Annotated in this window: 19 protein-coding genes and 1 pseudogene; 10 read left to right on the top strand and 10 right to left on the bottom strand. The window is 54.5% G+C overall.

Annotated features, from left to right (window positions below):
- Nucleotides 1-38 precede the first annotated feature (38 nt).
- Nucleotides 39-1,328 (top strand): c-type cytochrome biogenesis protein CcmI, encoded by a 1,290-nt coding sequence (gene ccmI, locus ACTHYN_RS10510; protein ID WP_441812402.1) that lies wholly within the window; start codon nt 39-41, stop codon nt 1,326-1,328.
- Between the two features lie 26 nt (nt 1,329-1,354).
- Here the strand turns inward: ccmI and ACTHYN_RS10505 are convergent, their stop codons facing one another.
- The 6 genes from ACTHYN_RS10505 to ACTHYN_RS10480 are packed head-to-tail and all read right to left on the bottom strand — an operon-like array spanning nt 1,355 to nt 8,227.
- On the bottom strand, nt 1,355-3,148 hold the full coding sequence (locus ACTHYN_RS10505; protein ID WP_441812401.1) for a BatD family protein: 1,794 nt from the start codon (nt 3,146-3,148) through the stop codon (nt 1,355-1,357).
- Entirely contained in the window at nt 3,142-4,842 is a 1,701-nt protein-coding gene (locus tag ACTHYN_RS10500) for a VWA domain-containing protein (protein ID WP_441812400.1), read from the bottom strand. The genes ACTHYN_RS10505 and ACTHYN_RS10500 overlap by 7 nt, the downstream gene beginning before the upstream one ends.
- On the bottom strand, nt 4,835-5,863 hold the full coding sequence (locus tag ACTHYN_RS10495) for a vWA domain-containing protein (RefSeq protein ID WP_441812399.1): 1,029 nt from the start codon (nt 5,861-5,863) through the stop codon (nt 4,835-4,837). Before ACTHYN_RS10495 ends, ACTHYN_RS10500 begins: the two co-directional genes overlap by 8 nt.
- The gene (locus ACTHYN_RS10490) at nt 5,857-6,327 is read right to left on the bottom strand and encodes a DUF4381 domain-containing protein (RefSeq protein ID WP_441812398.1); all 471 of its coding nucleotides are present in this window, start codon (nt 6,325-6,327) and stop codon (nt 5,857-5,859) included. The genes ACTHYN_RS10495 and ACTHYN_RS10490 overlap by 7 nt, the downstream gene beginning before the upstream one ends.
- Nucleotides 6,324-7,256 carry a DUF58 domain-containing protein gene (locus ACTHYN_RS10485; RefSeq protein WP_441812397.1) on the bottom strand — a complete coding sequence of 311 codons (933 nt, stop codon included), beginning with the start codon at nt 7,254-7,256 and terminating at the stop codon, nt 6,324-6,326. The genes ACTHYN_RS10490 and ACTHYN_RS10485 overlap by 4 nt, the downstream gene beginning before the upstream one ends.
- 8 nt (nt 7,257-7,264) lie before the next feature.
- Nucleotides 7,265-8,227 carry an AAA family ATPase gene (locus tag ACTHYN_RS10480; protein ID WP_441812396.1) on the bottom strand — a complete coding sequence of 321 codons (963 nt, stop codon included), beginning with the start codon at nt 8,225-8,227 and terminating at the stop codon, nt 7,265-7,267.
- A 130-nt stretch (nt 8,228-8,357) separates the two neighbouring features.
- Here ACTHYN_RS10480 and ACTHYN_RS10475 point away from each other — a divergent pair, with 130 nt between their 5' ends.
- The 4 genes from ACTHYN_RS10475 (at nt 8,358) to ACTHYN_RS10460 (ending at nt 16,301) form a co-directional block, all read left to right on the top strand.
- A complete protein-coding gene (locus ACTHYN_RS10475; protein ID WP_441812395.1) occupies nt 8,358-13,226 on the top strand; it encodes an NAD-glutamate dehydrogenase in 4,869 nt (1,622 codons plus the stop codon).
- A gap of 116 nt (nt 13,227-13,342) precedes the next feature.
- Nucleotides 13,343-14,023: a carbonate dehydratase gene (gene can, locus ACTHYN_RS10470; protein WP_441812394.1), complete on the top strand. Its 681-nt coding sequence runs from the start codon at nt 13,343-13,345 to the stop codon at nt 14,021-14,023.
- Nucleotides 14,024-14,052: 29 nt separating this feature from the next.
- On the top strand, nt 14,053-15,117 hold the full coding sequence (locus ACTHYN_RS10465) for a methyltransferase (RefSeq protein WP_441812393.1): 1,065 nt from the start codon (nt 14,053-14,055) through the stop codon (nt 15,115-15,117).
- Between the two features lie 41 nt (nt 15,118-15,158).
- A complete protein-coding gene (locus ACTHYN_RS10460) occupies nt 15,159-16,301 on the top strand; it encodes a methyltransferase (RefSeq protein ID WP_441812392.1) in 1,143 nt (380 codons plus the stop codon).
- 11 nt (nt 16,302-16,312) lie between these two features.
- On the opposite strand, the gene ACTHYN_RS10455 is transcribed toward ACTHYN_RS10460, so the two are convergent.
- Nucleotides 16,313-16,942 (bottom strand): riboflavin synthase subunit alpha, encoded by a 630-nt coding sequence (locus tag ACTHYN_RS10455; protein WP_441812391.1) that lies wholly within the window; start codon nt 16,940-16,942, stop codon nt 16,313-16,315.
- A gap of 2 nt (nt 16,943-16,944) precedes the next feature.
- Nucleotides 16,945-17,100 carry a hypothetical protein gene (locus tag ACTHYN_RS10450; RefSeq protein WP_441812390.1) on the bottom strand — a complete coding sequence of 52 codons (156 nt, stop codon included), beginning with the start codon at nt 17,098-17,100 and terminating at the stop codon, nt 16,945-16,947.
- A gap of 32 nt (nt 17,101-17,132) precedes the next feature.
- On the opposite strand from ACTHYN_RS10450, the gene ACTHYN_RS10445 reads away from it, so the two are divergent.
- The 5 genes and pseudogenes from ACTHYN_RS10445 (at nt 17,133) to ACTHYN_RS10425 (ending at nt 21,410) form a co-directional block, all read left to right on the top strand.
- Nucleotides 17,133-18,023: a hypothetical protein gene (locus ACTHYN_RS10445; protein WP_441812389.1), complete on the top strand. Its 891-nt coding sequence runs from the start codon at nt 17,133-17,135 to the stop codon at nt 18,021-18,023.
- A 60-nt stretch (nt 18,024-18,083) separates the two neighbouring features.
- On the top strand, nt 18,084-18,761 hold the full coding sequence (locus tag ACTHYN_RS10440; RefSeq protein ID WP_441812388.1) for a TetR/AcrR family transcriptional regulator: 678 nt from the start codon (nt 18,084-18,086) through the stop codon (nt 18,759-18,761).
- Between the two features lie 50 nt (nt 18,762-18,811).
- Complete coding sequence (locus ACTHYN_RS10435; protein WP_441812404.1) at nt 18,812-19,318, top strand: L,D-transpeptidase family protein; 507 nt, start codon at nt 18,812-18,814, stop codon at nt 19,316-19,318.
- Nucleotides 19,319-19,351: 33 nt separating this feature from the next.
- A pseudogene (locus ACTHYN_RS10430) lies at nt 19,352-20,637 on the top strand (mechanosensitive ion channel family protein).
- Nucleotides 20,634-21,410 carry an S-methyl-5'-thioinosine phosphorylase gene (locus ACTHYN_RS10425; RefSeq protein WP_441812387.1) on the top strand — a complete coding sequence of 259 codons (777 nt, stop codon included), beginning with the start codon at nt 20,634-20,636 and terminating at the stop codon, nt 21,408-21,410. The pseudogene ACTHYN_RS10430 and the gene ACTHYN_RS10425 overlap by 4 nt, the downstream one beginning before the upstream one ends.
- Here ACTHYN_RS10425 and ACTHYN_RS10420 read toward each other — a convergent pair.
- Both ACTHYN_RS10420 and mfd read right to left on the bottom strand, forming a co-directional pair.
- Complete coding sequence (locus ACTHYN_RS10420) at nt 21,394-22,128, bottom strand: CsiV family protein (RefSeq protein ID WP_441812386.1); 735 nt, start codon at nt 22,126-22,128, stop codon at nt 21,394-21,396. The two genes, ACTHYN_RS10425 and ACTHYN_RS10420, sit on opposite strands and share 17 nt — an antisense overlap.
- A gap of 44 nt (nt 22,129-22,172) precedes the next feature.
- The gene (mfd, locus tag ACTHYN_RS10415; protein WP_441812385.1) at nt 22,173-25,703 is read right to left on the bottom strand and encodes a transcription-repair coupling factor; all 3,531 of its coding nucleotides are present in this window, start codon (nt 25,701-25,703) and stop codon (nt 22,173-22,175) included.
- Between the last annotated feature and the right edge of the window lie 198 nt (nt 25,704-25,901).

The raw sequence follows: 25,901 nt of genomic DNA, 5'->3' as shown, positions 1-25,901 counted from the left end.
CACCGCTTTATTCATTTTGAATCTGTGACGATATCTCCATGACCGAAACCTTTTGGATTGCCGCAACGGTATTGATCATTCTTGCCTTGGCATTTGTACTCTACCCTGTAATGTTCCAGCGTCGGGATGCCCGACAGCAAGCAGATCTGCGAAACCAGAACCTGATGGCCTACCGCAGCCGCATGGCGGAGCTCGAAAAAGAACACCAGGCGGGCATTATTGACAAAGAAAGCTATCAGCAACTCAGGGATGAACTTGCCGGCGCCATGCTGGACGATGTTCCGGATAACGAAGCTCCGGCCAAAACTGTCCCGGGCCGCAAGGCCGCCATGGCGGTAGCTCTGTTATCAATACTTTTGATTCCTGCGGCCACGGTTCTGCTTTATGACAAGTGGGGCGCGATGGATAGAGTCGAGTCTTTTGTTGCCATGCAGGAGTTGGGGAATTCCGACGAGGCCCGCGCTGCGCAGATGAATGAGCTGGCGTCACAGTTGCGAGCCAGGCTCGAGTCAAGCCCGGACAATCCGGACGGCTGGGCTATGCTGGGGCAAACCTACATGCGGTTGGAACGCCATGAAGACGCTGCCTGGGCATTCCGTAAGTTGGCCGATAACGTTCGCTCTGATGATGCCTCCCGGGCGGTGGCTTTGGGGCTAGCTGCCCAGGCACAGTTTTTCCGCAGCCAGGGTGCCATGAATGAAAAGGTAACGACTGCCATTGAAGAAGCGAGAGCGTTGAACCCGGACGAAGTGAATTCACTTGGCCTGTTGGGTATCTACTCCTTCAGCGAGGGCAACTACCGTAATGCAATCAAGTACTGGGAGCGTATTCAGACCGTGGCGCCGGATCACCCGCAGTTGGCGTCTATTCAGGGCGGTATAAAAGAGGCCTATTCCCGACTTGGCGAACAACCGCCGGAAACCGGGCCTGCGCTTCAATCTTCTGCTGGTAGCCCGAATGCAAGCGGCGAGGGCGTGACCGTTAGGGTGGCTATTGATGAGGCTCTGCAAAACGATATTCCGGAAGACACCACGCTGTTTGTCTTTGCCCGGGCCGCCAATGCGCAGTCGGGACCGCCTCTGGCGGTTGTCAGGTTAACCGCCGGCGCTTTGCCTGCAGACATACGGCTGGATGACAGCCGGGCTATGGCACCGCAAGCAGTGATATCCGGCGTTGACAAGGTGTTGGTAACAGCCCGCCTGACACGCTCGGGCAATATCAGCGCCCAGCCGGGTGACTGGCAGGGCAGTACGGATTCACCCCTTGCGGTCTCGGAAGACCAGGATGAGCCGGTGGAGCTGGTGATCGATCAGCAGTTGATCGACTGAGCCGCTCCGGGTTCATCGCATTTGCTCTAGCCGGGCACCGAAAGGCCGCCAGGGTAGAGGGGTGGCAAGCCCTTTTCCGAAAACCCGCTTTCCAGCTTGCCCCGGGCTTGCCTGAGAGCCTTGGTTAGCGCTGTGCCGTTCCAGGCAGCCTTTGTACCCTGGGCTTCGTCCTCTGCACGCGTATTCCCGGTCACGGGGCTCGGGCTGAACAGATGCGCCTGCAGTTTGCGTAGCTCCACTTCCAGTTCAGGTTGCGGGAATACCCGGAAAACATCTCCTGCTGAGTGAAAGTTGTGGCCGGGCAAGCGCATATCCGCCCAGGTGACAAACAGGCCAGGCGTGGATGCGTGACCGTTGCTTGCAGCGACAAGCAGTTGCTCGAATACAGCCTGTTCGCCCCCGGTGCCTGATGAGTGCGTTTTGACCGGCGGTTGCAGGGCCATGCGGCGGGTTCGCCACCAGGCCAGCATGGTCAGTATCCAGACGCCGGCCAGCGCAAGGCTGACCCATTGCCAGAAGTGTCCATTGCCCGTGCTGTTTAAGGTATTGGCGCTGTTTTCTTTGCTGTCTGTTTCTGGCGGAGTGATCTGGTTATCTGCCGGCCCGGCCGGAGGCTCTGTCGCGTTGTTTTCACCCGCACGGGTGACGTTCAGGGTTTGTGCGGGGATCAAGGCTACTTTTTCACTGTTCGACTCAGTATCCCACCAGGGAATACGAATTGCCGGCAGCGTGAGGTTGCCCTGAGCTACGGGAACCAGCGCCCTGGTTTGGGTAAGGGTTGATGTTATGCCAGCTGGGCCAGCACTGCTGTCCCGCTGAGGGGCTTCAGGATAACTGCGAAGCCCGTCAGGCACAGAGTCTGGCAGGGGAGGCAAAGCCTCTGAAGGCAAACCGGTGGCCTGCAAACTGAGGGTGCGTGTGAGGTTTTCTCCGGTTTTCAGGTTCAGGGTCGGCGGCATGCCAGCCTCAGCCAGTGTAAGGTCGGATGCTGGCAGCCAGGTAGAGCCAGTGAACTCTGCGGGCACATCTTTTACCTGCACCTCAAAAAGCTCTGCGCTGTCCCGCAGAAACTTGAGTGAGCCATCGGCACCCCTTGCCTGGCCTTCAAACCGTATAGCTGGCAAGTTCAGTGTGCCAGGCTGTTGCGGAAATAACGCATAGCGTCTTTCTACCACCCGGTAACGCACGCCATCACGCACGCGCGAAGACTCTTTTTGCTTGCCCAGGGGTTCTATCACCGCATTGGGGTGTTCAGGGTCCGACAGCTCACCACGAATCAGGTTGCCCCGGAAGAACAACCGAACCGTAAGAATAAGTTGCTCCTGAACGTAAACGTCTGCCTTGTCGGCGGTGAGCTCAATAAAACTGTCCCGGTTCTCATTTTCCTGGTCTGGCGGGGCGCCGTCTGACACTTCTATGGTGACCGGGTCAGAGACCGCATCCTGAAAACTCAGTGCAGGGATGGTGAGTTCCCCGGTGGATTTAGGTGCGAGTTGATAGGTCCAGGTTATTTCCCCCACCATGTCGCCATTGATGGTGCGAATGCTGTAGCGCTGATTGCGGGCAAGTATGTCGAAGTCTGGGGATACCTTTTCAATATCCGGCGCAGGCAGGCTGGAGATATCAAAATCGAAAATATTACTCAGGCTAATGTCGATTTTTGTGCTGCCTTTAACGGTAAGCGTCAAAACATCGCCTTCGTACAGCCGCGTTTTGTCTGGCTCAGCGGTGAGCTCGCCGGCAAAGGCTGGTAGCCAGAGAATCATCAACGCCGCCAAAACCGTCAGCCGAATAGAGGAAATAATCAGCCTTTTTACCATGGTGTGTCGCCCTCATCGGGTGGTGTTTGGCGCTCCTGATATTGCTGCAGGAACTTCCGCTGTAAAAGACCGCCAGGGTTATCGGGAATCCGCCGCAGTGATTGTTCCTGGCTCTGCGACAGTGGGGTCTCGGATACTGGCGCTGGTGCCTGAGCTTCTTCTTTGCCAGGTTCTGGGTCCGAGGTATTTGATCTCTCGCTTTGCTGTGCCTTTGCGGGTGACTCTTCGCCCGGCTTTTCTTGAGCTTCACTTTGCCCCTGTTGCTGGGATTGGTCAGATTCATTTTCAGAAGACTCGGAGCTGTCACCCTGCTTTTGGCTAGATTCTTCTTTTTGTTTGTTAAGCAGGTCTTCAACCAATTGCCGGTTTACCCTGGCATCTTCCATATCCGGGTTGCGATCCAGGGCGCTGTTATAGGCCTTAAGAGCTTTTTCGAGCTTACCTGCTTTGGCCAGGGCGTTGCCGCGGTTATAGTCAGCCAAACTCGATTCTGTTGCGGCGAAGGCCTTGGCAGCTTGTTCGTATTGTTCAGCTTTGTAGAGCGCTGAGCCTCGCCAGTCGGGTGATTTAAGCACCTTCGCTGCATTGCTGGCATCCTGTTGAATCAGCTCTGGGGCTCTTTGATCTTCCCGCTGCCAGAGGCTATCCCAGTCCATGGCAGCCGCAGGCTGAGGGATCGCAGGCAATAAAATCAGTGCCATGGCTGTAAAAGCACCACGACGCCAGCCCAGTAACAACAACGGCAGAGCCAGCCATAACAGCCAGTAACCGTCATCTTTCCAGCGGTTTATGGTGAGCCCGCTGTCTGTATCCTGCCATTCATCAGATTCCTCGGGGCTGAGGTTCAGGCTGGCTATGTCGCTGTCATCCAGTGTTAGCTCGTGGCTTGTGCCGCCGGTATCGCGGGCAAGCTCTGCGAGCCTATCCGGGTCTGTTCGAGCGATCACAATGTTGCCGTTATCCCGAATAAAACCACGTTTGGCCAGCGGAATAGGTCCGCCATCCCGGGTGCCGGCAGCTAAAGTGCTCAGGGTGTGGTTGGTTCCCGCAAGTGAATCGAGGATGGGCCCAGTGTAGCGATCTGGCACGTCATCTGTAATCAGCAAAATGCGGCCCTCGCCCGGAGCACCCTGTTCCAGCAAGGTGCTGGCTTTGGCGATAGCCAGATCAGAACGATTGCCTTGAGCGGGCATGATCACCGGGTCAAGCACATTGAGCATGCCTGCCAGCGTGTTGCTGTCGTCGGTTAGGGGCGTCACGACATGGGCATCGCCTGAATACACCACTAACCCGGTTAGACTACCTTCACGCACGGTGAGTATATCGCGAATCTTGCGCTTTGCCCGGGTAAGACGATCTGGCTCCAGATCGGTTGCCAGCATGGAGAGCGACAGGTCGAGCACAATCACCAGGCTATCGCCCGGTTTTTTCAGAGGGGTGGGTGCTTCACGCCAAGCTGGGCCCGCAAGCGCTATAGCCAGGATAACAACCGCGCTGATTGCCGGGAAAAGCCTTGAGCCGGGCTTTTGTGAAACGCCGCCGTAACGCCGGATAACCGGCGATAAAAATGGTTCAGGAATCAGGCCAGACCAGCCGCTATTACCCGTCCCTTTGCTCCTCAGTACAAGGTAGAGCGCGGGTATAACCAAAAGCAGGAGTAACCACAGCGGGCGAAGAAAGTGGAAATCAGCCATGGTTCACGCTCCTGCCCGTGTGTTGGCGAACCCGATTAAGCCTGCTTGTATTGCGCCGGAAAACAAAAAGGCTAAGCCACAGCGCTGCGGCTATGCCTGCAGGCCAGAAAAACAGTTCGGTGACTGGCCGGTAGAATTTGCCATCCAGCTCAATGGGCTCAAGCTGGTTGATGGTTTCGTAAATCATCTCCAACTCTGGCAGGTTGCGGGCGCGAAAGTATTCGCCACCGGTTTGCTGGGCCATACGGGTTAGCAAGTCTTCATCCAGATCTCTGGAAGGGTTTACCCGGCGGGAGCCGAGCAGCCCGCGCTGGATCATGGAATCGGCGCCTATGCCGATGGTGTAAAGGCGAACTCCAGCAGCCGCTGCTATTTCGGTAGCTTTGTCTGGCGTAATTTCACCGGCCGTGTTGGCGCCATCTGTGAGCAGTACTACAACTCTCTGCTGTTGGGGTCTGTCGCGCAAGCGTTTGGTGGCCAGGCCTACGGCGTCGCCAATAGCGGTTGCACGCCCGGCCATGCCAATGCCTGATTCGTGCAACAGGGTTTCAAGAGTTTTGAGATCGAATGTCAGGGGCGCTTGAACGTAGGGTTCTGTGCCGAACAATATAAGGCCAAGCCGATCACCTTTTCGGCGATCAATGAACTCGTTCAATACTCTTTTAACCGCCTGTAAGCGATTAATGCTGCGCCCCTGAAGAACCATGTCCTGCTCTTCCATACTGGGTGAAATATCCACAACCAACATGAGATCGCGTCCGGACACCGGCATTTGGATCTGCTCACCCACGTGCTGCGGGCGCGCCAGTGCCAGCACCAGTAACACCCAAGCCAGTACTAACAACAGAGTTTGCCAGCGAGGCACGGCGTTGCCCTGACGAGAAACACCCGGCAAGTCCGAGAGCCAGTGGCCTATGGGAAAGACTGGGGCATCTACAGCGTGCGCCGTGGGTTTTTTCCACTGCAAAAGCACGGGCACCAAACTTAGCAGCAGTACCCAAGGGTAGGCGAGGCTTAACATTTTTGTGCCTCCAGCCAGGTATGGGCGAAATCCAGGGCTTGTGCGGGTTCGGCGGTTGGCGTTGGTTGCCAGGCACTGTTTACCAATGCTTCCACAACCGGTTGCTGTGCGGTCTGGCCGTCTGGGGCGCGGCGTAGCAAGTAGGCGGCCCATTGGTCGCCAGATTGCGCCTCAGGGTGTTCACTCGGGTAACGCTCGCGCGCCACTCGTTTGAGCAGCGTATTCAGTTGCGTAAACCATTGTGGTTCTTTTGCCGCCGTGCGTTCGAGGTTGGCCAATTCAGCCTTGGCAAGCTTCAGCCAAAGGTTACGGCGGTGGCGACGGCGTACCAGCCAAATCAATGCTGCGACGCCTGCAAGAAGCACAAATGCCAGAATCCACCAGCCGGGTGCGGGCGGCCAAAAGCCGCCGGTCTGTGGCAGGTGAATATCACGAAGCTGGCTAAGAGGGTCGTCGGGCATCATCCGATTCGTCCTCCCGGCCCGAGTATGGCTTTAAGGCTTACCGCCGGCGCTTCTTGCGTTGAAACGTCGGTTGCGCTGACGCCAGACAAACGAAAACATTCTTCAAGGGCAGCTTCGTGATGGGTGATTTTTTTACGCCAAGCCTGTTGGAAACTGCTGTTTGAAGCATCAAACCACACAGGGCCGCCTTCTCCTGCAATGGCAAAGCGGCCGCTTTGCGGTAGCGTCTGTTCTAACGGATCGACAACTCTGAGTGCACTGACACTGTTATGGCGGGCCAGCGCACCCAGTAACGACGTTGTTTTCTCCGATATGTTGAGGAAATCGCTGATCACAAAGATACGGCTGCCGGTATGAGCAACTCGCCGCGCTTCACCAAGGGCCGTATCAAGAGTGGTTTTTGACGCCGGGCTATCTATTGATGTGCGTTGCTGACTGGCCACTGTGTCGAGCAGTCGCAGTACAGATTTTTTGCGCCTTGCCGGGCGCTGGACTGTTAAAGTGTCGCCGTTAAAGACAATGCCGCCTACCTGATCGCCTGCCGATAGGGATAACCAGGCAAGAATGGCTGAAAGCTGAGCACAACGCACCTGCTTGAAGGCACCGGCACTGGCAAAGAAAAGTGTAGGGCCAAGATCGCACAGTAGCAGCACCGGGCGCTCCCGTTCTTCTTCGTAAAGTTTGGTGTGAGGCGCCTGGCGTCGGGCCGTTACCCGCCAGTCAATGCTGCGGATATCATCACCCGGTTGGTACAGCCGTACTTCGGCAAACGCCATTCCACGTCCACGCTGGGAAGAATGTTGGAGCCCTGCCTGTCGAGCTCGCGCCGGACGTGCCGATGGCAGTTTTAGCGCCCTGGCATCAGCCTGCAGGCGGATGAGTGCCTGCAGGCTGATGCGGGTTGTTGCATCGCTGTCGGTTGCTTTCATGTCCAGCCTCAAGCGCTTACTGGTACACGATCAATCAGGCGTTGGATGACTTTGTCGGCGGTTATGCCTTCAGCCTCGGCTTCAAACGTTAGCAGAATCCGGTGTCTGAGCACGTCGAATGCAACCGCACGAACATCGTCCGGGGTTACGTAATCCCGGCCATCTAGCCACGCCATTGCTCTGGCACAGCGATCCAGAGCAATGGTTCCTCTTGGGCTGGCGCCAAACGCTGTCCAGCGTGCCAACTCCGGGTCTAACGTGCCGGGGTCTCTTGTTGCTAGTACCAGAGCAAGCAGATACTGCTCAACCGATTCAGCCATAAACACGTCGGCTGCCTGGGCCCGGGCTTCAAATACCTGATCTGCGGTCAGGCGAATATCGGCAGCAGGCTGGCCTTGCCTGTAATCGCTTCTGGCCAGGTGCAGAATGGCCTGCTCTGCTTCTGCTGAGGGATAACCAATAACCACGTGCATCAAGAATCGGTCTAGTTGGGCCTCGGGCAGAGGGTAGGTGCCTTCTTGCTCAATGGGGTTTTGGGTAGCCATAACCATAAACAAGCGATCAAGGGGGAAGGTACGCATGCCCACGCTTACCTGGCGTTCGCCCATGGCCTCCAGCAAGGCAGACTGTACCTTCGCCGGTGCGCGGTTGATTTCATCGGCCAGCACAAGGTTATGGAAAATCGGTCCCCGCTGAAATTCAAAGAGCCCGGTTTCGGCACGGTAAATCTCACTGCCGGTGACATCGGATGGCAACAAATCTGGAGTGAACTGAATGCGGTGAAAGTCACCGGTGAGATGATCCGCCAAGGCTTTTATAGCAGTGGTTTTTGCCAGGCCGGGAGCACCTTCAACCAGAAGGTGGCCATCGGCAAGCAATGCAACCAGAAGGCGGTCTACCAGTTTGGCTTGCCCAATAATTCTTTTTGCTAACTGTGAACGTAGCTCACCGAACGTATGCTGTAACGACATTGGAAGTGATTGCTCTCGTGCGTAAGTAGTTGCCGCAGTTTTGGTGTCTGTGCAGCAAAAATCAAGGGTTTGACTATGCTTATCTCACGATATCCCGATTACGTTTATTTCACACTATCTGAGGTTGCCCATGAATGCGCTGACAGTGGCTAGCAAAGATCAGTTTTTTGAGCGTTTGGCTGATGAATTTTCCAAAAAAATTGCTAAGGCCGAAGCTAAAAAAATCAGCGAATTTGTTAAACAGCATTATGCCCATATTCCGTTAGAGGAGTTGCTCAGTCGGCGCCTTTCCGATACCTACGGCGCCGCATTGGCAGCCTGGCAATTTCTGCAAAAACGCAGCGATGAACAAACGCCCGTGTCGGTGTTCAATCCGGATCTGGAAAGTGATGGCTGGCAATCTACCCACACAGTTGTGTTTATTTTGCACCCGAACATTCCCTTCCTGATTGACTCGCTGCGCATAGCAATCAACCAGCAGGAAATTGGAACCCATTCTATCCAGCACTCCATTTTGCAGGTAGAACGTGATAATTCCGGAAAGTTAAAAGAGCTGATGCCAGCTAAAAAAGGGCATTCATCAGCTGACTATGAGGCGTTTATCGTTCTGGAAATAGACAGGCACAGCAACCCAGAAGACCTCAGAGATCTTGAGAAAACCTTGCAAACAGTATTGCACGAAGTGCGAATTGCCGTGTCTGACTTCCCGTTAGTCACCGACAAAGTAAACGAAATCATCAAAGAGCTGGATGCTGCCACATCGGGTATCAGCGGTGCACAAAAAGACGAGGCAAAGGCGTTTCTTAACTGGCTCTTGCGCGATCATTTTACCTTCCTTGGTTATGATGAATACGATTTCGTTAAAGACAAGTCGGGCTTAACTGCCAACCGGGTAGGAAAGTCTGAGCTGGGCATATTACGGGTGAACAATGAGCGGCCTGAGCGGGTTCGTCTCAATGATCTTCCCAAGCGCACTCGCAATGAGATGACTCGCGCCGATGACATTCTGATTTTTGCCAAATCTGCACAGCGCTCCAGAGTGCATCGCCCCGCGTATCCGGATTATATTGCGGTCAAAAAATTCAATAAAAAAGGTGAGGTTGTCGGTGAGCGCCGTTTTCTGGGCCTGTATACAGCCCGTGCCTACAACGAGCGGCCAGATGAAATTCCGCTGCTTAAGCGCAAGTTTCAGAATGTTATTAAGCGCTCCGGGTTTCTGCTTGACGATTACGCCGGCAAGGAGCTCGAGCAAATCCTGACGGTTTATCCTCGAGACGAGCTATTTCAGATTGAAGAAAGCGAACTGCTGAGTGTAGCCAAAAGCATCCTGTATATACAGGAGCGCCGCCGCATTGAGCTGTTTATGCGCGAAGACGTTTACGGTCAGTTTGTTACCTGCCTCGCGTTTTTTCCAAGAGATATCTATACCACTGAGCTCCGCCTGAGGGTTCAAAAAGTATTGATGGATAGTCTGCAAGCTGAAGACATTGAGTTTGTTACGCACTTTTCGGAGTCTGTATTAGCTCGGGTTCAGTTTACGATTCGGGTGGCTCAGGTTGATAACCGCACACTGCCGATTGCCGAAATTCGCGAAAAGGTTTTCGAAATTGCGCAGTCCTGGCGCGATGGGCTCTCAACAGCACTTACCGAGGCCTGCGGTGAAGAACAGGGTAACGAGCTTTACCGGTGTTGGGCTACGGGTTTTCCGGCGAGTTATATCGAAATGTTCTCGCCACGTCGTGCTGCTATCGATCTGGAACATATCTCTGCCGCGTCGTCTGAAAACGACCTGACCATGAGCTTTTACCGGGCGCAGGAAGAAGACGAAAGTACGCTGCACTTCAAACTGTTCTATCCAGACCAGCCCCTGCCACTGTCTGACGTAATGCCCATTTTCGACAACCTTGGCTTCAGAGTGCTGGGCGAGCATCCATTTGAGGTAACCGATCGCAACAATAAAAGCGTTTGGATTAACGATTTCACGCTATACGCCCAGGGCGGAACGGTAGTCGATATCCATAGGGTTCGGCCTATATTTGAAGAACTGTTCCACCGGGTATGGTACGGCGAGGCCGAAAACGATGCGTTCAACCGCATGCTCATTACTTCCTACATGAGCTGGCGAGAAATTGCTTTATTGCGCACCTTTGCCCGGTATATGCGGCAAATTCGCTTTTCCAACAGTCAAACCTTTATTTCCAACACCTTGGTGAACCATGTAGGGCTCACTCGAATTCTGCTTGAATACTTTGAAGTACGTTTCAATCCGGATCGCTTCCAAAGCGAAGGCAAGTGTCAGGCCGCACAGCAAAAGCTTGAAATCGAATTTAGCGCCGGGCTGGAAGAGGTGGCCAATCTCAGTGAAGATCGTGTTCTGAGGCTCTATTTAGAGCTAATGCAGGCCACGCTGCGCACCAACTACTATCAACACGACGAGGCGGGCGGGCCGAAATCATACATCAGCGTTAAGTTTGATCCTTCCCGGATTCCAGACATGCCGCTACCCCTGCCGGTTTACGAAATCTTCGTGTACTCGCCGCGAGTGGAAGGTGTTCATCTGCGGGGCGGTAAGGTTGCCCGTGGTGGCCTGCGTTGGTCTGATCGTTTTGAGGATTATCGAACCGAGGTGTTGGGCCTGGTGAAGGCGCAGCAGGTGAAAAACGCGGTGATTGTTCCAGTAGGCGCCAAGGGCGGTTTTGTAGCTAAACAGCTGCCAGACCCTTCTGATCGCGAAGCGTTTCAGGCAGAAGGCATTGTGGCCTACAAAACATTTATTCGTGGCCTGCTCGACATTACCGACAATCTGGTGGATGCCGGCATTCAGCCGCCAGAGCGCGTGGTTCGCCATGATTCTGACGATCACTACCTGGTTGTTGCGGCCGATAAGGGCACCGCGACATTCTCCGACATAGCCAATGGCTTGGCAGCGGAATACAGCTTCTGGATGGGTGATGCGTTTGCGTCTGGCGGCAGCAACGGTTACGACCATAAAAAAATGGGCATTACCGCTTCGGGTGCCTGGGTATCGGTAGAGCGGCATTTCCGTGAAGTGGGTATTAACCCGGCAGAGGACGAATTTACCGCTATTGGTATTGGCGATATGGCCGGTGACGTATTTGGTAACGGCTTGCTCAGTTCGGAGAAAACCAGGCTGGTAGCCGCATTTAACCATATCCACATTTTTGTGGACCCGAATCCAGATTCAGCCAAGAGCTACAAAGAGCGTAAACGTCTGTTTGAAAAGCCACGCTCGGCGTGGACAGACTATAACGAGAAGCTAATCTCCAAAGGCGGCGGCGTGTTTAACCGGAGCGCCAAGTCCATCGCAGTCAGCCCGGAAATCAAGAAGTTGCTAGGTATCAATTCTGATCGGGTGCCACCCAATATGTTGATTGCCCACATCCTGAAAGCTCAGGTTGATTTGCTATGGGTAGGTGGTATAGGCACATACGTGAAAGGCAGTGGCGAGTCCCACAGTGATGTAGGCGATAAAGCCAACGATGGCGTGCGCATCAATGGCGGCGATTTGCGCTGTAAGATTGTGGGCGAGGGCGGCAACCTGGGGATGACCCAACTTGGCCGCATCGATTATGCCCTGAAGGGCGGGCGACTTAATACCGACTTTATTGATAACTCCGGCGGCGTTGACTGTTCAGACCACGAAGTGAACATGAAAATCCTGCTCAACCGCTGCGTAGCCATGGGGGACCTCACGGCTAAAAAGCGCAACGTTATGCTCGAAGAGATGACCAGTGATGTGTCGGCGCTTGTGCTCAAGAACAACTACCGGCAAACCCAGGCCATCAGTATTGCCAACAAGGACGCCGCAGCGCGTCTTGAGGAATACCGCCGGTTAATGAACACCTTTGAAAGTGAAGGCAAACTGAACCGGGCGCTAGAGTTTCTGCCAGATGATGACGCACTGAGCGAGCGCAAACTGAATAAGCAAGGCCTCACCCGGCCTGAGCTGGCGGTTATGATTGCCTATGTGAAGGGCGATTTGAAGCAAACGCTGATAGACAGCAGCTTGCCAGACGACCCGGTACTTGCCCGGGAAATGTATAAAGTATTCCCCAGGGATCTGACCAAGAACTTCGCAAAAGAACTTGGTGAGCATCAGCTGCGACGGGAAATTATTGCCACGCAGATTGCTAACGACATGATCAACCACATGGGGATCACCTTTGTGGAAAGGATGAATCAGTCCACCGGTGCCGATGCGGCAACGATAGCGTTGGCCTGGCTGGTCACCAGGGATGTATTTCGAATAGACAACTGGTGGGACAAGGTTGAAGACCTGGACTTCCACATTCCGGCGGAACTGCAAATAGAGTTGATGGGGGATCTCATGCGCCTGATGCGCAGGTCTGTGCAGTGGCTATTACGTAACCGCCGGGCAGAGTTAAGCATTGAAGGACAAATGGAACGCTATGCCGACAGTGTGTGGGCTATAACGTCTGGCCTGTCAGACTATTTGGGTGGCCAGGCACGCATAGATTGGGAAAAACGCTACAAGGCACTGGAGAAGGTCGGATTACCTGCAGAATTGGCTTCGGTTTTGTCCGGCACCGGCTATCTGAATTCGTCACTTGGTATTATCGAAGCCCAGAAGGCTACGGGCATGCCATTGAAGACGGTTGCCAATCTTTATTACCAACTGGGCGACCTTCTCGATCTCAACTGGTTTGGTACCACAATTACCGGCCTCACACCTGCATCGCATTGGCAGGCACTGGCGCGGGAAAGCTTCCGCGAAGATCTGGGCTGGCAGCAGCGAGCACTAACCACAGGGGTACTGAACCTGGCGAGTAAACCGGAGGATGTACCGGCGTGTGTGGAAAACTGGATGCTGCGGCATGATCACATGATCGATCGCTGGAAAACCATGTTGGCAGAGCTTAAAAGTGTAAGAGAGCCTGAATACGCGATGTTCTCCGTTGCCCTGCGCGAATTGCTGGATTTAGCACAAAGCACTCTGCATCAGCCAGACGGTGACTGATACTGATTGCCAAGACAAAAACGCAGCCAGTGACTTGATCCAGATAAATTGAGTATTGCGTTGAAGCCGTGATTCCCGTTCAATTATGGGCGGGAATCACGAAATGGAGAGTGCACATGGGTCAACTTGACCACCTTCTTGAGAAAAACCAGGCTTGGGCTGATGGCATCAAGGCCGAGGATCCGGAGTTTTTTCATCGCTTGTCGAATCAGCAGGCACCGGAATACTTGTGGATTGGCTGTGCCGACAGCCGTGTACCTGCCAACCAGATTGTTGACCTGTTGCCAGGTGAGCTTTTTGTACACAGAAACGTGGCTAACGTGGTGGTACACACAGATTTTAATTGTCTTTCCGTGCTGCAGTTCGCGATAGAAGTGCTCAAGGTCAAGCACATTCTTGTGGTTGGCCATTATGGTTGTGGTGGCGTGAAGGCTGCTCTGCATAATGAAGGGGCTGGCTTGATCAGTAACTGGTTGAGGCATGTTCAGGATGTGCGCGACCTGCACCAGAATGTTCTGGACGCCAGTAGCAGCGACCAGGATCAGATTGACCGGCTGTGCGAGTTAAACGTGATTGAACAGGTGGGGCATGTGTGCCAGAACACCATTGTTCAGGAAGCCTGGAAGCGGGGCCAACGGCTGAATGTTCACGGTTTTGTGTACGATGTTGCTGACGGCTTATTACGGGATATGGGGCTGTGGGTCTCAGGCGCAGACAACTGGGAACAGGTCAAGCAGAACAGTCTTGATGAGCTTATACTGCGCCCAGTACGCTCAGGGCGTCAGAAAAAAATCTAGATTTCAACGCAACACGGTCTTCCCGATTCATGCAACGTTTGTCCCACTCCGGTTTGCCCAACTCCCATCAGGCGCTGCTTAAAAACCAGCACCTGTTATCCGGCCGGTTGGCTCTGTTGGGTGTTGCATCTGAACACCTGTTGACAAAACTCCCTTCCAGCGGTCTCGCCATGACTGAGCATGCCGGCGTGTTTCAAGCGCTTGAGCGTGACGGAACCTGGCAGGCAAGCTTTGGTTACGACGATCCGGCGGTTGCTCAAGGCAGCTACGACAGCATTGTTGTCTTTCTGCCCAAGGCCCGTGCGGAGCTGGAAATGCGCCTGGCACTTGCCCGCTCGCTTGCTACCAACAAGGCACAGTTAATACTGATTGGCGAGAAAAAAGAAGGCATTGCCGGCGCTGTCAAACAATTGAAGGCCGTCGCGCCCCAGGCATTCAAGGCCGACAGTGCCCGGCACTGCCAGGTATGGTGTGCAGAGAGCATCGAGCCGGCCGCGGGGTTTCGGGTTCAGGACTGGTTAACCTGGCGGGCAGTTGAGTGTGCAAGTGTATCGGTTGATATTGCCGGACTGCCGGGCATTTTCAGCCAGGACAGCCTGGATGATGGCACCCGGCTGCTGCTTGAGACCCTGGAAGAGCAGCCGGTAGAGGCTGACAGTTTGCTGGATTTTGCCTGTGGCTCGGGAGTTATAGGTGCCTGGATCCAGGCCTGGCAGGCTGCGCGTGAGGCGCCTGTCGCCAGTGTTGACGGTGTTGATGTTCAGTCTCAGGCGGTAATTTGCGCGCGGGAGACTTATCAGCGTAATCAGGCTGTCGGTACCCTGTATGCCTCAGACGGCCTCGCGGGCCTTGACGGCCTCTGGTCTGGAATCATCAGCAACCCGCCCTTTCACACGGGTGTGAGAACCGATACCTCCATGACAGAGCAGTTCCTTCAGGATGTGAAGCGACACTTGAAACCGGGTGGCGAGTTGCGGCTGGTGGCGAACAGCTTTCTACCTTATGAGCCATTAATCAAGCGTTACATTGGCAACGTTGAACGTCTGCAAGAAAACAGCCGATTTACGGTTTACCGTGCGTTTCGGAATAAATAGCGTGCGTTTCTGAATAAATAGAAAGCAACCTGGTGCCTGACATGACAACTGCTGTACTGGATTTTTCAGGTGGTAACCTGGCGTTGAGCCGGCCCGGCACCAATGATCCCAGCCTTCGCGCCTGGAGCGCCGCTGACGAATTGCTGTTACAGGAGGCTTACAGCTACCTGCACACGGACCCTGGAGCCCGGGTTCTGGTAATTGATGACCAGTACGGCGCGTTAACCCTGGGGCTATCCGGGTACGCACCAGATGTGGTGGCAGACAATGCTCAGTTAAAGGCTGCTCTGGCCCTGAACGTGCGCCAGAACCCTGATTGTGCCGTGCCGGAAAAAACCTGCAGTTGGCAGCAACCACCCTCCGGCCCGTACGACCTGATTCTGTTGAAAATTCCCCGTGAGAAGGATTATCTGGCTTGGTTGCTGCGCTGGGCCAATCAGGTCATTAAACCTGGCGGTACTATGCTGGCGGCCGGAATGATCAAACATCTGCCAGATAGCAGTGTGGACGTGTTTGCCGAAGCGGTAGACGTTAAAGGCGTGAGCCGGGCGGTAAAAAAGGCCCGTGTGATCACCTGTGGCCGCGGCGAAGCCACGTTAAACAACTGGCCCGGCACCTGGAGCGGGTATCAGTTGGAAAGCACGGGTGTGCGTATCGACGCCATGCCAGCGGTGTTTGCCCGGGAAAAGCTGGATATTGGCACGCGTTTGATGCTACCCCATCTGGCATCTGTTTTAAAACCCTGTCGGCCGGGTGCGCGCGTACTGGATCTGGCTTGCGGTAATGGCGTTCTTGGCTTGAGCGCGTTGGCGGCGAAACCGGATATCGACATAACGTTTAGCGACGTATCCAGCCAGGCTGTGCTGAGCGCCCGCAGAAACACCGAGGCCGCGTTTTCCTCGGCCGCGGCTTCGTTTGTTCACGCGGATGGCTTGGCGGGCCCTGTTGGGCCGTTTGAGCGAATCCTGCTGAACCCGCCGTTTCATGAAGGTGGTGTGGTGGGGGATCATATTGCTTTGAAGCTTTTCGAGCAGGCGTCCCGGAACCTGTCAGGAACAGGCCGCCTGCTCATGGTGGGCAACCGGCACCTTGGTTATCACAAATCGCTGCGGCGCTTTTTTTCGCAGGTACGCCAGTTAGACGCAAACCCTAAATTTGTTGTCTTTGAAGCCTGGCCCGGTTGATACCCCTGTTTTTACACTGAAGGAGCAGGGCGGCGCTGGCCGCTGTAACCCAGGCGCGCCAGTGTATCCACAATCGTCTGTGTTTGGCTGTCAATCTCGATGTTTACCGACATACCCTCTTCGATTGCCCCAAAGGTTGTGGCCCTTAAGGTCTCGGGAATCAGGTGAACATTGAATCGATTGCCAGTCACCTCGCCAATAGTGAGGCTGGCGCCATTGATCGCTATATAGCCTTTAGGGAAAATATAGTCAGCCCACTGATCGGGAATTTCAAACCAAATGGTAACGTTGTTTTCCGGCCGCATAATCTTAACCACGCTTGCGGTGGCATGAACATGGCCGGAAAGCAGGTGCCCGCCAATTTCATCACCAATGCGCGCTGCCCGCTCAAAATTGACCCTTTGGCCTGGTTTCAGCGTGCCCAGTGTTGTCAGTTTCAAGGTTTCTTGCATGGCATCAAAAAACAGCGTGTTATCGGTTTGGCTTGTTACCGTCAAACACGTGCCGTTAATAGCCACAGATGCACCGGTGGTGACGCCTTCTGCGCTATTGTCCGGCAAGCGGATTGCGAAGGTACTCAACCCGGTTGCAGAGGTAACCGCCTCAACATCAGCCAACCCTTGGACAATACCTGTGAACATAATCAAACCCCATCAAAGTGCAAGTGCATCGCGAGCCGGAAAGCATAACGAGCCATGCTGCCGTTGCCAAGTTTGGGTGTTGGCAGGTGCTTTTTGATGCCGCTTGATTCAAAATCTGGAAAGCGTAGCCGATAGCCAATCGGGAATGGCTTGAACAATAAAAGCTCTTTAACGGATTGGGTACAGTGTCATGGCTCAGAATCAGACAGCAACAGGCGCATTATCAGGCACAACACAGGGTGCAGTATTGCGGCCGGGGCGCGCGGCGGATCCTGTTCCTGCACCTGTGGAGGCTTTGCAAGGTGCGGATCAGGGTGGCCCGCTCGACCAGGCAGCCCAGCAAGAGGGCCAGGAACATGCTGGCACTCATTCGGCTGACAACTCCCGGGCGGATGGCGAGCCGCCGGGGCAGGGTAGTGGCGTTGAGGATAGCGGCCCGGAGAAAGCAAAGTCCCGTCAACGAAAGTTAAGGCTGATGCTGCGCCAGTGCGATCGGGTGCTGCTGATGGATTTTGATTTGCTGGCAATGTCTGATTGGCCAGATAACTACTATGTTGCAACCGCCCGCCGCAGTCGGGATTTGTGGTTGTTCAGTGCGCTCGTGGCGGCAACCGTATTTCTCAGTGGACTAACAGGCTTCGTGCCTGCCTGGATTGCCGGCGGTGGCTTTGGTGCCTTTGTCATTATATTGTTGCTTGGGATCCCTGTTGTCCGTGGTGTTTACACCACGAAACCTTCCTATTTGGACCTGTTGATCAAGCGCCAGAGAATGATGCGGGATGCGCGAAAACACGCAGCGCACCTTGAGGGCAATGACGGCTTGATTTGGCAGTGTGCCCGCATGGCCGAGTTTAATCCTGCACTGAAAAATACCCGGTTCAGCAATCTTCTGGGTTTGTCGGAACAAAAGTCCCTCCCTCGAGCGTTATCCCGGCGAGAGCATATTCGGCTTTATCTGATCTATCTTCTTGAGGCTGAAAAGGCTTATGGTCGGGTTCAGGCCGCTTTCTTCGAGGGCAATCAGGAGGCCATTGACCAGGGTTGGCAAACAGCAGCGGCCGAGCCAGAGAACAGAACTTGACATAAATGTGCGTCAAACGTATGTTTCAAACAGACGTTTGCTAGAGGCACCGAAACCAGAATGGCCCAGTCTGATACTGTTGACCGGATACTAGACGCCGCAGAAGAGCTGTTTGCCGATCGGGGCTTTTCAGAAACTTCCCTGCGCATGATTACCAGCAAGGCCAGAGTCAATCTGGCTGCTGTTAATTATCACTTTGGCTCTAAAAATGCGCTAATACAGGCGGTTTTTGGCCGTTTTCTTACACCCTTCTCAGCGACGCTCGAAAGCGCATTTGATGAGTTGGAGGCAAGTTGCGAAGGCGCGCCGCCCACTCTGAATCAAACCCTTTGGGCGCTTACAGAAAGTGCGGTTCGCATGCCACAGCGCAATGAAAGAGGTATATCCATTTTCATGCGGCTGCTGGGGTTGGCGTATACCCAGTCACAAGGGCATTTGCGCAAGTTTCTGGAGCAGGAATACAGCGAGTCTTTTAGCCGCTTTATGCGCCTTTTGAAAGGGGCGACACCGCAACTCTCAGCTGTAGATCGTTACTGGCGCATTCAGTTTATGCTGGGCGCTACCGCCTTTACCATGTCCAGCAGTGATGCACTGCAGGACATTCTGCGTAACAAGCTGGGTGTGGAGACCACGGTCCAGGAGATTGCTGCGCGCCTGGTGCCGTTCCTGGCGGCTGGCATGCAGGCTCAGGATACGATGCTGACTCCCCCTGCCGACAGTAATGCTCCGGTTGCCTGAGTTGCTCCCACTCGGGTAGGCTTCCCTCTTTTAACTTTGCGGGAGCTGCAATCGTTTTGAGTCATCAAAAGCATACTGCTCGTTCAATTGAGATCAGCCTTGAGCATCAAATGCTTACCCTGTTAGATGCGCAGGGTAGTGTGGTTGCAAAGTACCCTGTTTCTACTGCACTGAATGGCGCAGGTGAGAATAATGGAAGCGGGTGTACGCCAGTGGGCAAACACTATATACGCGCCAAAATTGGCAGCAAGCTTCCCGCTAATACGGTTTTCCGCGCCCGCCGTCCCACCGGTGAAATCTATAACCCCGAACTAGCCATCAACTACCCTGATCGAGACTGGATTCTCAGTCGCATTCTCTGGCTTTGCGGGCTGGAGTCGGGTAAAAACCGTGGTTTCGGAATTGATACCTTCCGTCGTTTTATATACATACATGGTACGCCCGATACGGAGCCCATGGGGTTGGCACTCTCTCATGGCTGTATTCGTATGCGTAACGATGATGTTATTGAGCTGTTCGACAGTATCCAGCCGGGCGCGCTGGTTACCATTCGCTGAGTTCTTATTGCCAGGACTGATTAGAGGAATCCCATGATCGGACAAATGATGGCCACCCTGAATGGCTGGGTCGCGAGCTTTGACGTGCTATCTGAGCCCTGGCGTGTGGGTATTGTGGTGCTTGCGCTCGTACTGGGGACCGCGGCCGCTGCGTACATTGCCGGCCATATTATTAGCGCGCTGGAACGAAAGTTTGCCAAAACCGACAATGTTTGGGACGACGCAGCCCTGCCCGTGCGCCTGTGGTGGCCTTTTTTTGGCTGCAGGGTGTGTACTGGTCTGCGGAGGTGGCACACCATTATTCGTCGGCAGAGATATTTAAAGCCAATGGCACCATGTTGCAGATTGGCTTCATTGTTATTGTTGTCTGGGCCCTGATGAGAATTATCAAGGCTATCGAGAGCATTCTCGTATCCCCCGTAAAAATGAAAAGTCCCATGGATTACACCACTATTAACGCCGTGAGTAAGGTTTCGCGGGCGGTGGTTATTATTACGGCTGTATTGATTGGCATGCAGTCTCTGGGCTACAGCATATCCGGGGTCATGGCTTTTGGTGGCGTGGGCGGCATTGCGGTGGGTTTTGCAGCCAAGGATTTGCTGGCCAACTTTTTTGGTGGCTTTATTATTCACCTCGACAGGCCATTCAAGGTGGGGGATTGGATCCGCTCGCCAGACAGGAGTATTGAAGGCACCGTGGAACAGATAGGTTGGCGCCTGACCACCATTCGAACGTTTGATAAGCGCCCTTTGTATGTTCCCAATGCGGTGTTCACGACCATTGCGGTTGAAAATCCATCGCGGATGAGCAACCGGCGAATTTACGAAACCATTGGTATCCGCCATGCGGATGTTAGCCAGATGACGACTGTGGTTTCCGATATTCGCTCAATGCTTGAAAACCACGAAGACATTGCCAGTGACCAGACCCTGATCGTGAACTTTTTGGCGTTCAGCCCATCATCCCTGGACATCATGGTTTATGCGTTCACCAAAACAACTCAGTGGGTACGTTTCCATGAGGTGAAGCAGGATGTTTTGTTGAAGATCAGTGATGTCATTACGGGGCATGGCGGCCATGTGGCGCTGCCAACGCAAACATTGCATCTTAGTGAAGATACCCGCCTTCCTGAGAGCGAGAACATACGGTTCGTTGAGCAGGATAGAGACGAGCCTGAAGACCGGGATGAGGATCAGGGCCAGGAGCCTCAGCGGGCTTCCCGTCGCAGCAATAGCATACACCAGCGTAGTCGCCGCCATGACACCCGGAAGGGTGACGTCGGCGAGCAATCCATGGATGGTGAGGGAGAGGGCGAGTGAATTCTACTGAAAATCAAACTGTTGGTATCATCGGTGGTACCGGCCTGACCACGCTGTCTGGCCTGAATGTCACCGGCACCCAAACTGTCAGCACACCTTGGGGGGCTCCTTCATCGGAACTGACGGAGGGCAGCCTGCATGGACAACCTGTTGTGTTTCTTTCCCGACATGGCAATCCCAGCAGGATTCCGCCCCACGAAGTAAATTACAAAGCGAATATGAAAGCGCTATACGACGCAGGTGTTCGCACCGTGATAGGTGTAAACGCAGTGGGTGGCATACACCCCGATATGACACCAGCCTGCGTGGTTATTCCGGACCAGATTATTGATTACACCTGGGGCCGGGCCAGCACTTTCTTTGAGGGCGATTTAGACGCAGTCACTCACATTGACTTTACCTGGCCATACGACAACACGGCCCGGGATATTCTGATACAAACGGCCAAAAAACGGGAGGTTTTACACGCTGGGTTTGGTGTTTACGGAGCAACTCAGGGCCCGAGGCTGGAAACCGCTGCCGAAATACGGCGCATGGAGCGGGATGGGTGTGACCTGGTGGGGATGACAGGCATGCCAGAAGCTGCTCTGGCCGCCGAGCTGGGTATGCGGTACGTGTGCCTGGGTTTAGTGGTGAACCGGGCAGCGGGAAAGTCAGACCACATTATTTCCATGGAAGAGATTGAAGCGGCCATCGCACAGGGAATGTCTGGTGTCAGACAGATTCTCGCAACGTCGATGGCCGATCTTGGTGCCCTTACTGCTTTGGCTTGATCTTTTTGAAGAATACGAGCACCCCAATGGTCGGGGAGTCCAGAAAATGGATTTCCTCACTTCGCATCCGGCGGGTTTCCCTGATCCAGGTGAGCAATTCCAGGGGGGGTTCTGACTGAAGGCTTAGCTCGTTGCCGGCTGCAAGGCCGGTATCTTGATCTTGTGTTTCGGTTTCGCCGCCTTCGATTTTAGCCGGGAGCGCAACGTTGCTTTCCTGCCAGTGGTTCAGGTGTACATTCACATGCAGGTAGCGTTGCCGGTCAATTGTGATGTTGCCTTCTATCTCTCTCTGGCCTGCCTGCTGCAGCCAGTCTCCCAGCTCTATGCGTAGCGGCTCGCCCTTATAATCGGGCGGAAAAGCTTCGTACCAGCCAGCCGCCATAAGCACTCGGTAATGGCCGCTGTTTTCAAGTCGGTTGGCAGCGTTGCCTAGATGTAGCTGGTTACGGTTTACCAGCTTTAAGGAGGAATGCGCAGACCCGCCCTGATCAATACGATAAAGGGATTTGTCCGTTGTCACAGGGGGCTCAACCTGATGGTTAACCATGCGTTCGCTGACGTTGCCTGGATCGACAATGCGCTCCAAAATAACGAACTCAGCACGGTAGTAGTCGTCGGGTGTTTGCTGCGCTTGGCTAACCATTGAGGTGGTCGCCAATAGAGCGGTCAGTAGTGTGTGTGCCAATAGCCGGCACAGGCGGTTACCATCATTCTGCAAGAGATTGCTCCAGTTTATTTAGGCCCTTGTTTTTCAGGCGATCGTCAGGCTGAGACGGCGCTCTGCGCGGGCATAAGTTCGCCCAGCATTCGGGAAATGCCGTCGAGTTTACCATTGGTTGATGTGTCCTTCAGCCGAAAACGAAAGCTGTTGGCACCCTCTAGCCGATAAGTGTCCGGGGCGGATTGCATTTTTTTAACCAAAACCAATGGATCTACTGGTGTTGAGTTGCCGAATTCAAAGCGGCCCCATTCCTTGCCCGCGTCTACTTTTATTATGCCCAGGGCTTCTGCCCGTAACCGGAGCTCGGTTTGTTGCATAAGGTTCTTGACCGGTTCTGGCAATAAACCGAAGCGATCAATCATCTCAACCTGAAGCTCTTTTAATGCGTTACGGTCACTGACACTGGCAATTCGCTTGTAAAGCATTAAGCGATTATGAACATCTGGCAGATAATCTTCCGGAATGAGCGCGGGTATGCGCAGATTCATTTCCGTACCATGGCTCAGGGGCAGTTCTGCATTGGGTGTTCGGCCGTCGCGGATGGCTTTTACCGCTTCGTCGAGCAGTTGCATGTATAGCGTGAAGCCAATGCTCTCGATTTGGCCACTTTGTTCGTCGCCCAGCAGTTCACCGGCACCGCGAATTTCCAGGTCGTGGGTGGCAAGCATAAAGCCGGCACCCAGATCCTGTGCCTCGGCAATGGCTTCCAGCCGCTTTTTGGCATCCGACGAGATAGCCTTGGGTGGCGGCGTGAGCAGGTACGCATAAGCCTGGTGGTGAGAGCGGCCAACACGGCCACGGAGTTGGTGTAGTTGGGCCAGGCCAAACTTATCCGCCCGCTCGATAATAATGGTGTTGGCGCTGGGAATGTCGATACCGGTTTCGATGATGGTGGTGCACACCAGCACGTTGAAGCGCTTATGGTAGAAATCCGACATGATTTGTTCTAGCTGCCGCTCCCGCATCTGGCCATGGGCCACGCCCACCCGGGCTTCCGGAACGAGTTCGCGCAAATCATTGGCGGTTTTCTCGATGCTCGCCACATCATTGTGCAGCACGTAAACCTGGCCACCACGCAGAACCTCGCGCAGAATAGCCTCTTTCACCATCGGGTTGTCCCGCTGGCGAACAAAGGTTTTCACCGAGAGTCGTCGTGCCGGCGGGGTGGCGATGATAGATAAATCTCTCAGATGCCCCATAGCCATATTGAGTGTTCTGGGAATGGGCGTTGCCGTGAGGTTCAGCATGTCCACTTCAGCGCGTAGCGCTTTCAGTTTTTCTTTCTGCCCCACGCCAAACCGATGTTCTTCGTCAATGATAACCAGCCCCAGATTTTTAAACTTGATGTCGCCTTGCAGAAGCTTGTGGGTACCGATAACAATATCTGCCTTGCCGTTTTCAATGGCTTCCATGGCTTTGTTGGTTTGGCTTGTGCTGCGAAAACGGCTCAGCAGTTCCACGTTCACCGGGGTGTCCGAGAAACGATCCCGGAAGGAGTCATAATGTTGCTGGGCCAGCAGGGTTGTTGGCACCAGTACCGCTACCTGCTTACCAGACCAGGTAGCCAGGAAAGCCGCGCGCATGGCCACTTCGGTTTTGCCAAAGCCAACATCGCCGCACACGAGTCTGTCCATGGGCTTTTCGTTGGTCATGTCCTCAAACACAGCTTCGATCGCAATTTGCTGGTCAGGTGTTTCCTCGAAAGGGAAGCTTGCGGCGAAGGCCCGGTAGGCTTCTTCAGGATCCTCAAACGCGAAACCTTTACGTGCTTCCCGACGGGCATATACATCCAGAAGCTCTGCGGCGGTATCGCGGATTTTTTCCAGGGCTTTTTGCTTGGCGGTGCTCCAGCGTTCTGTGCCAAGTTTATGCAGGGGAGCATGCTCGGTATCTGCGCCGGCGTACCGGGAGATCAGGTGCAGGCTGGATACCGGCACATACAGCTTTGAGCCGCCAGCGTACTCAAGCATCAGGAATTCGCTGGCTTCGCCTTCAACAGTAATGGTTTCCAACCCCAGGTACCGGCCGACGCCGTGGTCTATGTGTACAACAGGGGAGCCAGTGCGCAGTTCAGACAGGTCGCGGTAGCCGTCATCGTTGGTTTCTGTAGGTTTGTCGCGCCTGCGGCGCTGCAAGACACGCTCGCCGAACAGGGCGGTTTCGGTAATCAGGGCAATATGGTGCTCGGGCAAGGCGAGGCCCTGTTCCATAGGCGCAATCGTGATGCCTGGTGTGCTGTCTTTATCTGCCAGAAAACCCTGCCAGTTTTCAAAGCCCTGAAGGCTCAATTCATGCTCGCTCAGGTTCTCGATCAACGCCTCGCGACGACCTGACGATTCAGCGCAAATCAGCACCCGGCCAGAAAAGTCGTGAAGAAAGCGTTTTAAACGCCCGGCAGGGTCTGCGGCTCGTGCGTTCATGGCAATGTCGGGCAGGGCTTCACTGTTGCAGTTAACAGCGCCAGCGCCATCTGCCGGTTCCGACGACACGGTCACCCTGGGGAAGGCTTTTAAGTGGCCGAATAACTCGTTCTGTTCCAGAAACAGGCTGGCTGGCGGAAGAATGGGGCGGTGAAGGTCGTGGCGCCTGTCTTCGTATCGGTTCCGGGTGTCTGCTTCGAAGTGGCTGACTGCCTCGTTCAAGCCCTTGGCGGTAAAAACGTGGGTGCTGTCAGGCAAATAGTCGAAAAGAGTCGCTGTCTCATCGAAAAACATCGGCAAGTAGTATTCTATGCCAGGTGGCGTAATGCCGTGGCTGACGTCCTGGTATATGGGGGCGTCTTTATTGGCGTTTGGAAACTCTTCAAACCAGCGATTGCGAAAACCGGAGCGAGCTTCTTTGTGCCAGGGAAACTCATAGGCAGGGAGAAGTTCGATGCTTTCTATTCTGTCGATAGAGCGTTGGGTTTCCGGGTCGAACGTACGAAGGGTTTCCACCTCATTGTCGAACAGGTCAATCCGGTAGGGCAGGTTTGAGCCCATGGGGAATATATCGAGTATGGAGCCGCGAACCGCGTACTCACCATGCTCGTAAACGTTTTCTGTGTGCCTGTAGCCGGCCGTTGCCAGTTGCAGGCGCCAGTTGTCCATGTCCAGGTATTGGCCGGTTTTCAGCAGCAGGGTGTTGCCCTGAAGATAACTCACCGGCGGCAATCGGTGCATCAGGGTGCGGGCCGGCACTACTATAACGCCATGCTGAATGCCGGGCAGCCGGTGCAAGGTGCGAATGCGCCGAGAGGTAATGTCCTGGTGTGGGGAAAACAGGTCGTAAGGCAGGGTTTCCCAGTCTGGCAGTGATAGTAACTCCAGTCCGTCTCCTGTTACCGCGGCCCCATCTTCTTCTGCTGGCAGCCCCAGGAAAAACCGCATGGATTGCTCCAGGCGGATGGCTTCGGCGGTGCTGCGGGTAATCACCAGAGTTAGCCCCTTGTGTGCCCGCGCACTCTCACAAATGGCCAGTGCGTCACTGCTGCCATGTAGCTGACCCCAGGTGCGATGGTCGTTCGGTTTCGCAGGGAATGCCGGCGCGATCAGCGTTTGCAGTGAGGCGGAAGTTGGGGCACCTTGAGTCATGGGCAGTCATGTTCTCCTGCAGTAGTTATGGGGGAGCCAATGAAAGGCGGCTATTCTAACGCCGGCAGTTGGCGGTGTCATGGCAGCAAATTTACGATGTGCGTGCCAGTTCGTATTTGCCGTTGGCAGTTTTAAGTTGGATAATGCCCGACCTAAATTATTCCACGTGCGAAAACAGGGGACCCCACCGTGAGCCAC

The organism is Marinobacter sp. (genome assembly GCF_052091845.1).
In the GTDB taxonomy this organism is placed as follows: Bacteria; Pseudomonadota; Gammaproteobacteria; order Pseudomonadales; family Oleiphilaceae; genus Marinobacter.
Note: the sequence above shows the minus strand (reverse complement) of the source record. Positions and strands in the feature narration are given on the sequence as shown.

Coding starts and splice junctions, on each gene's coding strand:
- ACTHYN_RS10440 (WP_441812388.1), top strand. CDS start 18,084: ATGGCCCAGTCTGATACTGTTGACCGGATACTAGACGCCGCAGAAGAG.
- ACTHYN_RS10495 (WP_441812399.1), bottom strand. CDS start 5,863: ATGTTAAGCCTCGCCTACCCTTGGGTACTGCTGCTAAGTTTGGTGCCC.
- ACTHYN_RS10445 (WP_441812389.1), top strand. CDS start 17,133: ATGGCTCAGAATCAGACAGCAACAGGCGCATTATCAGGCACAACACAG.
- mfd (WP_441812385.1), bottom strand. CDS start 25,703: ATGACTCAAGGTGCCCCAACTTCCGCCTCACTGCAAACGCTGATCGCG.
- ACTHYN_RS10490 (WP_441812398.1), bottom strand. CDS start 6,327: ATGATGCCCGACGACCCTCTTAGCCAGCTTCGTGATATTCACCTGCCA.
- ACTHYN_RS10480 (WP_441812396.1), bottom strand. CDS start 8,227: ATGTCGTTACAGCATACGTTCGGTGAGCTACGTTCACAGTTAGCAAAA.
- ACTHYN_RS10465 (WP_441812393.1), top strand. CDS start 14,053: ATGCAACGTTTGTCCCACTCCGGTTTGCCCAACTCCCATCAGGCGCTG.
- ACTHYN_RS10460 (WP_441812392.1), top strand. CDS start 15,159: ATGACAACTGCTGTACTGGATTTTTCAGGTGGTAACCTGGCGTTGAGC.
- ccmI (WP_441812402.1), top strand. CDS start 39: ATGACCGAAACCTTTTGGATTGCCGCAACGGTATTGATCATTCTTGCC.
- can (WP_441812394.1), top strand. CDS start 13,343: ATGGGTCAACTTGACCACCTTCTTGAGAAAAACCAGGCTTGGGCTGAT.
- ACTHYN_RS10485 (WP_441812397.1), bottom strand. CDS start 7,256: ATGAAAGCAACCGACAGCGATGCAACAACCCGCATCAGCCTGCAGGCA.
- ACTHYN_RS10455 (WP_441812391.1), bottom strand. CDS start 16,942: ATGTTCACAGGTATTGTCCAAGGGTTGGCTGATGTTGAGGCGGTTACC.
- ACTHYN_RS10505 (WP_441812401.1), bottom strand. CDS start 3,148: ATGGTAAAAAGGCTGATTATTTCCTCTATTCGGCTGACGGTTTTGGCG.
- ACTHYN_RS10475 (WP_441812395.1), top strand. CDS start 8,358: ATGAATGCGCTGACAGTGGCTAGCAAAGATCAGTTTTTTGAGCGTTTG.
- ACTHYN_RS10500 (WP_441812400.1), bottom strand. CDS start 4,842: ATGGCTGATTTCCACTTTCTTCGCCCGCTGTGGTTACTCCTGCTTTTG.